We start from the raw sequence: 10,247 nt of genomic DNA, 5'->3' as shown, positions 1-10,247 counted from the left end.
CCGGTGCAGGCGGTGCCGTTGAGGGTGAACGCGGTCGGTGCCGGGTTGGCGCCGGTCCAGGAGCCGTTGAAGCCGACCGTGGTGCTCGCGCCGGTGGCGAGGGAGCCGTTGTAGCTCATGCTCCGCGCGGTGACCGCGCTGCCGCTCTGCTGCCAGGTCGCCGACCACCCCTGGGTGACCCGCTGCCCGGCGTCGGGGAAGGTGAAGCCCAGGGTCCAGCCGTTGACCGGGTCGCCGAGGTTCTTCACGGTGACGTTGGCGGTGAAGCCGCCCGGCCAGGAGTTGGTGGTGTAGGTGACGGCGCAGCCGGTCGCCGCCAGGGCGTTCGTGGAGGGCAGGACGGCGGTCGCGGCCAGGGCCAGCGCTCCGACGGCGCCGCCCACGAGGAGGTGCCGCCGAGACGGGCGGGGGATCGAGAACATGCGGGATCGTCCCATCTGGTGGGTGGTGGTTGGACGGTGCCCGTCGTGAACTCGCCCGGAAAGTCCGACGCGGCAGCCTCGGGAGCGCTCCCACGCCGAGGGTAGAGGCGGACGCCGATCCGTGCAACCGGTCAGCGGCCGCGGCGCCACCCGGAGCGCAGCCGCAGCGCGTTGCAGACGTCGAACACCCCGGACACGTCCCAGGCCAGCTCGCCGGCCACTCGGCGGGTCTCCGGGTCGGCCACCACCCCGGCCAGGATCACCACCCGGTTCTGCGCCGTGACCGTGATCTGCTGCCGCCGGGTGGTCCAGTCGATGCTCAACCGCTGCGTCACCAGGGCGGCGAGCCGCACGTCCGCGCCGTCGGGCGCGGGCCCGTCACCGGCGGACGGGAAGTCGGGGTACGGCCACGACATCACGAGCTGCGGGCTCCTTCGGCTCGTTCGAGGCTCTCCACCGGCGCCTCCGGCCGGCGCGGCGACGCCCCGACCGACCCGCCCAACGCCCGGGCCCGGCTGTCGAAGACCGCGAAGACGCCGTCCAGCCGCATGGTGTGCAGCACAGTGCGGACGAAACGGGACGGCGCCACGAGGCACAGCCGCCGCCCGTCCCGCCGGGTCTCCTGGTGGGCCCGGACCAGCAATCCGAGCCCGGCCGGGTCGATCACCTCGACCTCGGTGAGGTCGACCAGCACCCGCTCGCCCACCGTGGCGGCCTCCGCGAGCGCCCGGCGTACCCGTTCGGCGGAGTCGGCCTCGGGGACGGCCGGGGCCCCACCGACCTCGTCCAGGTCGTCGACGCCCAGGCCGTCGTCGTCGATGGTCGCCCGGGCGCCGCACCGGGGGCAGTGGTGCGGCCCGGAGGCGAAGGGGGAGCCGGCCCAGCCGTTCTCGAACACCAGCGTCCAGACCACCTCGGCGTCGGGCAGGATGCAGCCGGTGCCGGTGACGCTGTCACCGCAGCCGTCGCAGATGAGCAGCATCAGGTGCTCCGCGGGTACGACCGTCACGATCCCTCCTTCCGCGGCGCGCCCGGTCGGGGCGGCGGTTCCTTCCCGGGCGCCGGACGCCCGGCGGCCAGCACCGCGAGGACGACCGCGACGGCGGCGAACCCGGACTGCACGACCAGCGGCCACACCGCCCGGCCGCCGGGGCCGGTGTCCACCAGGCCCACGACGATCGCGCCGAGCAGCGCGGCGGCCACCCCGAGTGCGAGGGTCAGCCAGACCGGCGCGACCGTGCGCCCCGGCACGACCAGGCGACCCACCGCGCCGACGGCGAGCCCGACGACGAGCGCCCCGACCAGCGTGCTGCCGTTCACGGTTCCTCCCTCGCCGACCCGGCTGTCCGGTCCGGCTCCCACCCTGCGCAGCGACCGTGGAGGGCGCCGCGCGGTTGTGTGACAGTTCCATGACAAAACCCGGGAACGGCTGACGCGGTTGGGCGCCTCGCGGGTGGGCGGTCATGATGCGGATATGACGGCCGTACTGGTGATCGAGGACGACGACCGCATCCGGCTGGCGCTGCTGCTCGCTCTGGAGGAGGAGGGCTATTCCGCCACCGGGGCGGCGACCGCGGAGGAGGGGCTGCGCCGGCAGCGCGAGGACCCGGCCGACAACGTGCTGGTCGACCTGATGCTGCCCGGCCTCGACGGGTTCGAGTGCATCCGCCGGCTGCGCCGCGACGACGACGTGCCGATCGTGGTGGTCAGCGCCCGCGACGACACGCACGACATCGTCGCCGCACTGGAGGCCGGGGCCGACGACTACGTCGTGAAGCCCGTGGCGATCAAGGAGCTGTCCGCCCGGCTGCGGGCCCTGCGCCGGCGCGGCCGGGTCGTGGCGGACGCCGTCCCCGCCCAGGTCTTCGGCGACCTGGAGATCAGCGCCGAGGCCGGCGAGGTCCGCCGCGCGGGCCGGCAGGTCGCGGTGACCCGCACCGAGTTCCGGCTGCTCTGCGAGCTGGCCGAGCACGCCGGCCGGGTGCTGTCCCGGCAACAGCTGCTGCGCCGGGTCTGGGGCTACGAGAGCGGCGACGAGCGGCTGGTCGACGTGCACGTGGGCCGGCTGCGGCAGAAGATCGAGCCGGACCCGGCCAACCCCCGGCACCTGGTCACCCTCCGCGGCCTCGGCTACAAGCTCCAGCGATGACCCGCCTCGGACTGCGCGCCCGGGTCACCGCCGCGTTCGCCGTCGGCGCGTTGCTGCTCGCCGCCGTGATGGCCCTCTTCTCGTACGACCTGACCCGCCGCTCGCTGCTCGACGAGCGGGAGCGCGCGGCCGTCCGGGCCGCCTACTACGACGCCGCGGTGGTCCGCTCCGGCCTGGACACGGGGACCCCGGACGTGGTGGCGGTGCTGCGCTCCCTGGACACCGGCAGCAGCCGCCGCCCACTGCTGCACCTGCGCGACGGCTGGTACGCCCGCACCGCCGACGTCGGGGCCGGTTCCGTCCCGGTGGAGCTGCAACGCCTGGTGGCCGCCGGCCAGCCGGCCGTGCAGCGGGTCCGCCTCGACGGGCAGCCGACGCTGCTGGTCGGCGTCCCGCTCGCCGGTGAGCTGGGCTACTACGAGCTGACCTCGTTGCGCGAGGTCGAGGGCACCTTCCAGGTGGTGGGGCTGGCGCTCACCGCGGTGGCCATCATGGTGGCCGGGGCCGGCGCGGCCCTCGGCTGGTACGCGACCCGGCACAGCGTCCGGCCGCTCACCGCGGTCGCCGACGCCGCCGAGCGGATCGCCGCGGGCGACTTCGCCACCCGGCTCGACCCCACCACCGACCCGGACCTCACCCGGCTCTCCACCTCGTTCAACCACATGGTCGACCAGTTGGTGCGGCGGATCGAGCGGGACCGCCGGTTCGCCGCCGACGTCAGCCACGAGCTGCGTTCCCCGTTGCAGACCCTGGCCGCCGCCGCGAGCGTGCTGACCCGCCGCCGGGAGCACCAGGACGCGCGTACCGCGACCGCGGCGGGACTGGTCGCCGACGAGGTGGCCCGGTTCCAGCGCCTGGTGGACGACCTCATCCAGTTGGCCCGCACCGAGCAGCCCGCGCACCGCGACACGGTCGACGTGGCCGTGCTGGCCCGCGCCGCCTGCCGCGAGCGGGCGCTCCCGGAGAGCCTCGTCGAGGTGGCGGCCGGCACTCCGGCGCAGTGGCGGGTCGACCGGCGCAGGGTCGAGCAGATCCTGCTGAACCTGCTCGACAACGCCGTGCGCTACGGCGGCGGCCCGGTCGCCGTACGCCTCGGCATGCGTGACGGGATCGGCGTCCTGGAGGTCGACGACGACGGGCCGGGCGTGCCGGAGGCCGACCGGGAGGTCATCTTCGACCGCTTCGTCCGTGGCCGGGCCGCGCACGCGCGGGCCGGCACCGACGGCACGGGCCTGGGTCTCGCCCTGGTGGCCCAGCACGCCGCCGCGCACGGCGGGCACGCGACCGTGGTGGACCGGGAGCTGGGCGCCCGGTTCCGGGTCGAGCTGCCGGGGGCGGGCGGATGAGCCGGCGGCTGCTTCCGGTGCTGCTCGCCGCGGCGCTGCTCGGTGGCTGCGGGGTGCCGGTCGACGACGAGCCCCGCCCGGTGCGGCCGCCGGCCGGTGGTTTCCCGACTCCGGCGGGCACGGCGACGGCCGAGCCGGACGGGCGGGTGGACGAGCCGCTCTGCTTCGTCCAGGGGGACGGGCTGGCGGCGGTCACCCGCCGGGCCGACGGCCTGCCGGGTGTGGACACCCACCTGCAGCACCTGCTGGCCGGGCCGGACAGCGGAGAGCGGGAGCGCGGGCTGGCCACCGCCCTGCCGGGCACGGTCGTGGTGGCCGGGGCGACCCTGGACGGCAGCGTGGCGACCGTCGACGTGCGGCAGGCCGGCGAGGAGACCGGCCGCAACGACGAGGTCCTCGCCTTCGGGCAGGTCGTCTGCACGCTGACCCAGCGCCCCGACGTGGACAGCGTCGCCTTCCGCCGGGACGGGCAGCCGCTGGAGGTGCCCCGGGCCGACGGCAACGTGTCCTCGCTGCCGCTCACCGCAGCCGACTACCGGCCGCTGCTGCGCCGCTGACGACCGAAGTGGCGCGCGCCACCGCGCATTTGTCCGATCCTGAGCGAAATCTCCATCGTCCGTTCGGTTGATTAGGTGACAGCCTTTGGTCTAGGGTGACTGGCACGACCGGTGCTCAGGAGGCACCCGTTCTCCTCAGGACAGGAAGGGCAGCATGACCACGACGACCATCGCGCCGACGACGACCGGCGAGGTGCACCGCACGGCGGTGACCGGCGAGGAGACCCGGGCCAGCGAGCTGATCGCCGCCCTGGCCGAGCTGCCCGAGGGCCACCCGGCGCGGCCGGCCCTGCGCAACCAGGTCATCGAGGCGTGGCTGCCGCTGGCCAACCACCTCGCCTCCCGCTACAGCGGCCGCGGCGAGCCGGCCGGCGACCTGGCCCAGACGGCGGCCCTCGGCCTGATCAAGGCGGTGGACCGGTTCGACGCCTCCCGGGGCGTGGACTTCGCCGGCTTCGCCATCCCGACCATCCTGGGTGAGATCAAGCGGCACTTCCGCGACCGCACCTGGAACATCCGGGTCCCGCGCCGCCTCCAGGAGCTGCGGCTGCGCATCTCCGAGGCGAACAGCACGCTGACCCAGACCCTCAACCGGGCCCCGACGGTCGCCGACATCGCCAGCCACCTCGACGTCACCGAGGAAGAGGTGCTCGAGGGCCTGGAGGGCGCCCGCGCCTACAACGCCGTCTCGCTCTCCACGCCGATCGGTGACGGCGACAGCGCCACCGAGCTGGGCGACACCCTCGGCACCGAGGACAACGAGTACGAGCTGGCCGAGCTGCGCGCGTCCCTCGGCCCGGCGCTCGCCACCCTCGACGAGCGCGAGCAGAAGATCCTCACCCTGCGCTTCTACGGCAACCTGACCCAGAGCGAGATCGCCGCCCGGGTCGGCGTGTCCCAGATGCACGTGTCCCGGCTGCTCGCCCGCGCGCTGACCAAGCTGCGCGGCCAGCTCACCGAGGCCTGATCCGTTCCGGGCGGCCCGCCGCCCGGCCGTCCACCCGGCTCACGCGAGCGCTGCCGCCTCGCTCCGGGCCCACGCACCGCCACCGACTCCCCTCGGTGGCGGTGCCTTTTCCTCGCCACCCGCCTCGCCCGTCCAGCGGGCCGGGGCGGGCCTGTGCATACTTGCGCGGTTGCAATCGTTGCCGGGGGACACCCGGCTGTCCCAGAGGCGGTAGTGGTGGTCGACCAGACGATCCCGCGGCGACGCGACACGACCCCGGCGGCCGGCGCCCCGGTGGCCGACCCGGGCCTGCGCCAGCTGCTGGCCGGTCTCACCGCGGTCCGGGACGGCGACTTCGGCACCCGGCTGCCGGAGGACGCCGACGGGCTGCTCGGCGAGATCGCCACCGTCTTCAACGGCATGGTCGACCAGCTCTCCCTGTTCACCTCCGAGGTCACCCGGGTGGCCCGGGAGGTCGGCACCGAGGGGCAGCTCGGCGGCCAGGCCGACGTGCCGGGCGTCTCCGGCACCTGGAAGGACCTGACCGATTCGGTCAACGCGATGGCCGGCAACCTGACCGACCAGGTGCGCGACATCGCCGAGGTGGCCACGGCGGTGGCCCGGGGTGACCTGTCGCAGAAGATCACCGTCGACGTGCGCGGCGAGATCTTGGAGCTGAAGGTCACCATCAACACGATGGTGGACCAGCTCTCCTCGTTCGCCGACGAGGTGACCCGGGTGGCCCGGGAGGTCGGCAGCGAGGGCCGCCTCGGCGGCCAGGCCGAGGTGCCCGGCGTCGCCGGCACCTGGCGCGACCTGACCGACTCGGTGAACTTCATGGCCGGCAACCTCACCAGCCAGGTGCGCAACATCGCCCAGGTGACCACGGCCGTGGCCCGCGGCGACCTGTCCCAGAAGATCACCGTCGACGCCCGGGGCGAGATCCTGGAGCTCAAGAGCACCATCAACACGATGGTGGACCAGCTCTCCTCGTTCGCCGACGAGGTGACCCGGGTGGCCCGGGAGGTCGGCACCGACGGCCGGCTCGGCGGGCAGGCCCAGGTCAGCGGCGTCGCCGGCACCTGGCGGGACCTGACCGACTCGGTGAACTCGATGGCCGTCAACCTCACCGACCAGGTGCGCAGCATCGCCCAGGTCGCCACGGCGGTGGCCCGGGGCGACCTCTCGCAGAAGATCACTGTCACGGCGCACGGCGAGATCCTGGAGCTGAAGAACACCATCAACACGATGGTGGACCAGCTCTCCTCGTTCGCCGACGAGGTGACCCGGGTGGCCCGCGAGGTCGGCACCGAGGGCCGCCTCGGCGGCCAGGCCGACGTCAAGGGCGTCTCCGGCACCTGGAAGGACCTCACCGAGTCCGTGAACGTCATGGCGGACAACCTCACCGCCCAGGTCCGCAGCATCGCCGAGGTCACCACCGCGGTCGCCAAGGGCGACCTGACGCAGAAGATCCGGGTCGACGCCCGCGGCGAGATCCTCGCCCTGAAGGAGACCATCAACACGATGGTCGACCAGCTGTCCGCGTTCGCCGACGAGGTGACCCGGGTGGCCCGCGAGGTCGGCACCGAGGGCCGGCTCGGCGGTCAGGCCCGCGTCTCCAACGTGGCCGGCACCTGGAAGGACCTGACCGACAACGTCAACGAGATGGCGAACAACCTGACCAACCAGGTGCGCTCCATCGCGCTGGTCGCCACCGCGGTTGCCCAGGGCGACCTGAGCCGGCAGATCACCGTCGAGGCCAAGGGCGAGGTTGCCGTGCTCGCCCAGACCATCAACACGATGGTCGGCACGCTCAGCGCGTTCGCCGACGAGGTGACCCGCGTGGCCCGCGAGGTCGGCACCGAGGGGCAGCTGGGCGGCCAGGCCCGGGTGCCGAATGTGGCCGGCACCTGGAAGGACCTGACCGACAACGTCAACTCGATGGCGAACAACCTCACCGGCCAGGTGCGCAACATCGCCCAGGTGACCACCGCGGTGGCGCAGGGCGACCTCACCAAGAAGATCGACGTCGACGCCCGCGGCGAGATCCTGGAACTCAAGACCACCATCAACACCATGGTCGACCAGCTCTCCAGCTTCGCGGCCGAGGTCACCCGGGTGGCCCGCGAGGTCGGCAGCGAGGGCCGCCTCGGCGGCCAGGCCGAGGTCGAGGGCGTCTCCGGCACCTGGAAGCGGCTGACCGAGAACGTCAACGAACTGGCCGGGAACCTGACCCGGCAGGTGCGCGCCATCGCCGAGGTGACAAGCGCGGTCGCCACCGGCGACCTGACCCGCTCGATCACGGTCGACGCCTCCGGTGAGGTCGCCGAGCTGAAGGACAACATCAACTCGATGGTGGAGTCGCTGCGCGAGACCACCCGGACCAACCAGGAACAGGACTGGCTCAAGACCAACCTGGCCCGCATCTCCGGCCTCATGCAGGGCCACCGGGACCTGGAGGTGGTGGCCGGGCTGGTGATGAACGAGCTGGCCCCGCTGGTCTCCGCGCAGCTCGGCACGTTCCTGCTGGTCGACGAGGCCGCCGACGGCCGCGGCCTGCGGGTGGTCGGCGGCTACGGCCACGACGCCACCCGTCGCCGGTACGCCCTCGGCGACTCCCTGGTCGGGCAGGCAGCGCTGAGCAAGCGGGCCATCGTGGTGGACGCCGTGCCGGCCGACTACGTCACCGTCTCGTCCAGCCTCGGCGCGGCCGTGCCGCTGCACCTGGTGGTGCTGCCGATCCTCTTCGAGGACCAGGTCCTCGGCGTCATCGAGCTGGCCGGCATGGGCCGGTTCACCGAGGTCCAGCGCGACTTCCTCGACCAGCTCACCGAGACCATCGGCGTCAACGTCAACACCATCGTCGCCAACGCCCGCACCGACGTGCTGCTGACCGAGTCGCAGCGGCTGGCGGCCGAGCTCCAGGCCCGCTCGGAGGAGCTGCAGGCCCGCTCCGAGGAACTCCAGAGCTCCAACGCCGAGCTGGAGGAGAAGGCCGCCCTGCTGGCCCGGCAGAACCACGACATCGAGACGAAGAACTCCGAGATCGAGCAGGCCCGCCAGGAGCTGGAGACCCGGGCCCAGCAGCTCGCGCTCGCCTCGAAGTACAAGTCCGAGTTCCTCGCCAACATGAGCCACGAGCTGCGTACGCCGCTGAACTCGCTGCTCATCCTGGCCCAGCTGCTGGCCCAGAACCCCAACCGCAACCTCACCCCGAAGCAGGTCGAGTACGCCACCGTCATCCACTCGGCCGGCGCCGACCTGCTCCAGCTCATCAACGACATCCTCGACCTGTCCAAGGTCGAGGCCGGCAAGATGGACATCAACCCGGAGACGTTCGAGCTGTCCACGCTGCGCGACTACGTCGACGCCACCTTCCGCCCGCTCACCACGCCGCGCGGGCTGGAGCTGGACCTCGTCACCGGCCCGGACGTGCCGGCCCGCCTGCACACCGACGAGCAGCGGCTCCGGCAGGTGCTGCGCAACCTGGTCTCCAACGCGGTCAAGTTCACCGAGAAGGGCCGGGTGCAACTGCGCATCGAGCGGGCCCGCCCGGACGAGCTGCCGGCCGGGATGCCGCCGGCGGAGACGGTCATCGCGTTCCGCGTCGTCGACACCGGCATCGGCATCGCCGAGCAGCACCTGACCGCCATCTTCGACGCGTTCCAGCAGGCCGACGGCACCACCAGCCGGCGGTACGGCGGCACCGGCCTGGGCCTGTCCATCAGCCGGGAGATCGCCCGGCTGCTCGGCGGGCAGATCACCGCGGACAGCGTCCTCGGCCAGGGCAGCACCTTCACCCTCTACCTGCCCGCCACGGCCACCGCGCCGCTGCCCGACAGCGGCGCCGCCCTCCCGGCCGCGGCGACGGCGACTTCCATCGAGGCGGAGGCCCAGCGCTGGGTGGAGCAGCAGCAGCGGCGGGTGCTGGTGCTCGAACCGCACGAGAAGGGACTGCTCACCCTGCTGGCCCGCGGGGTGGCCGCCGAGACCGGCGGCCCGGTCGAGGTGTCGACCGCCGTGGACGTCGAGGGGGCGGTCGGCACACTCGCCCGGCACCGCCACCACCTGCTCGTGGTGCAGCTCGACCCGGCCGACGAGCACGGCACCGCGCTGCTCAAGGCGCTGCACGAGCACCCCGGCCTGCGCGGCCTGCCGGTGCTCGCGTACCACGGGCAGCCGCTCGCGGCCGGGCAGGACACCCTGCTCCAGGGCATGGCCGCGGACCGCCCGCTGGAGATCCTCGGCAGCCTCGACGAGCTGCGGGAGCGGATCGTGCTGCACCTGACGGCCGACGCCCCGGAGCGGGTGCCGACGTTCACGGCGCCCGCCGCAGACCTTGGCGCGGTCGGTGACCCGGTGGCGCGGGAGCTGTCCGGCCGCAAGGTGCTCGTCGTCGACGACGACGCCCGCAACGTCTTCGCGCTGACCAACATCCTCGAACTGCACGGCATGGACGTGGTCTACGCGGAGAACGGCCGCCAGGCCGTGGAGACGCTGATGCGGCACGACGACATCGACCTGGTGCTGATGGACGTCATGATGCCCGAGATGGACGGGTACGCGGCCACCGCCGCGATCCGCGCCATGCCCCGCTACGCGGACCTGCCGATCATCGCGGTGACCGCGAAGGCGATGCGCGGGGACCGGGAGAAGAGCATCTCCTCCGGCGCCAGCGACTACGTCACCAAGCCGGTCGACGCCGAGGACCTCCTCACCTGCATCCACCGCTGGCTGACGAGCTGACGGGAACGGCCCGGCGGGCATGGTGCTCGCCGGGCCGCTCCCGACCACATCAACTCACCACGGCGTGGGGGGTGGGGGAGG

At 73.3% G+C, this 10,247-nt stretch carries 9 protein-coding genes; 5 read left to right on the top strand and 4 right to left on the bottom strand.

Annotated elements, in window-relative coordinates; all coding sequences use genetic code 11:
• From F8274_RS27900 to F8274_RS27885, 4 genes are all read right to left on the bottom strand, one after another.
• A partial coding sequence (locus tag F8274_RS27900; RefSeq protein WP_192580022.1) for a cellulose-binding domain-containing protein occupies window positions 1–422 on the bottom strand: 422 nt, incomplete at its 3' end.
• Between the two features lie 131 nt (window positions 423–553).
• Window positions 554–838, bottom strand: a complete 285-nt coding sequence (locus tag F8274_RS27895; protein ID WP_151465343.1) for a BON domain-containing protein — start codon at window positions 836–838, stop codon at window positions 554–556.
• On the bottom strand, window positions 838–1,431 hold the full coding sequence (locus F8274_RS27890) for an STAS domain-containing protein (protein ID WP_151465342.1): 594 nt from the start codon (window positions 1,429–1,431) through the stop codon (window positions 838–840). The genes F8274_RS27895 and F8274_RS27890 overlap by 1 nt, the downstream gene beginning before the upstream one ends.
• Window positions 1,428–1,742 carry a hypothetical protein gene (locus F8274_RS27885; protein WP_151465341.1) on the bottom strand — a complete coding sequence of 105 codons (315 nt, stop codon included), beginning with the start codon at window positions 1,740–1,742 and terminating at the stop codon, window positions 1,428–1,430. The genes F8274_RS27890 and F8274_RS27885 overlap by 4 nt, the downstream gene beginning before the upstream one ends.
• A gap of 154 nt (window positions 1,743–1,896) precedes the next feature.
• Here F8274_RS27885 and F8274_RS27880 point away from each other — a divergent pair, with 154 nt between their 5' ends.
• From F8274_RS27880 to F8274_RS27860, 5 genes are all read left to right on the top strand, one after another.
• Window positions 1,897–2,571, top strand: a complete 675-nt coding sequence (locus tag F8274_RS27880) for a response regulator transcription factor (RefSeq protein WP_151465340.1) — start codon at window positions 1,897–1,899, stop codon at window positions 2,569–2,571.
• Complete coding sequence (locus F8274_RS27875) at window positions 2,568–3,917, top strand: cell wall metabolism sensor histidine kinase WalK (RefSeq protein ID WP_151465339.1); 1,350 nt, start codon at window positions 2,568–2,570, stop codon at window positions 3,915–3,917. The genes F8274_RS27880 and F8274_RS27875 overlap by 4 nt, the downstream gene beginning before the upstream one ends.
• Entirely contained in the window at window positions 3,914–4,474 is a 561-nt protein-coding gene (locus F8274_RS27870; protein ID WP_151465338.1) for a GerMN domain-containing protein, read from the top strand. The genes F8274_RS27875 and F8274_RS27870 overlap by 4 nt, the downstream gene beginning before the upstream one ends.
• Window positions 4,475–4,628: 154 nt before the next feature.
• Entirely contained in the window at window positions 4,629–5,441 is an 813-nt protein-coding gene (locus F8274_RS27865; RefSeq protein WP_151465337.1) for a SigB/SigF/SigG family RNA polymerase sigma factor, read from the top strand.
• Window positions 5,442–5,657: 216 nt separating this feature from the next.
• Window positions 5,658–10,166: a HAMP domain-containing protein gene (locus F8274_RS27860; RefSeq protein ID WP_225854009.1), complete on the top strand. Its 4,509-nt coding sequence runs from the start codon at window positions 5,658–5,660 to the stop codon at window positions 10,164–10,166.
• The last annotated feature ends 81 nt before the right edge of the window (window positions 10,167–10,247 follow it).

The organism is Micromonospora sp. AMSO31t (assembly GCF_008868175.1).
GTDB lineage: Bacteria > Actinomycetota > Actinomycetes > Mycobacteriales > Micromonosporaceae > Micromonospora.
This window is presented reverse-complemented; position numbering and strand designations above follow the sequence as displayed.

Coding starts and splice junctions, on each gene's coding strand:
- F8274_RS27895 (WP_151465343.1), bottom strand. CDS start 838: ATGTCGTGGCCGTACCCCGACTTCCCGTCCGCCGGTGACGGGCCCGCG.
- F8274_RS27880 (WP_151465340.1), top strand. CDS start 1,897: ATGACGGCCGTACTGGTGATCGAGGACGACGACCGCATCCGGCTGGCG.
- F8274_RS27875 (WP_151465339.1), top strand. CDS start 2,568: ATGACCCGCCTCGGACTGCGCGCCCGGGTCACCGCCGCGTTCGCCGTC.
- F8274_RS27870 (WP_151465338.1), top strand. CDS start 3,914: ATGAGCCGGCGGCTGCTTCCGGTGCTGCTCGCCGCGGCGCTGCTCGGT.
- F8274_RS27865 (WP_151465337.1), top strand. CDS start 4,629: ATGACCACGACGACCATCGCGCCGACGACGACCGGCGAGGTGCACCGC.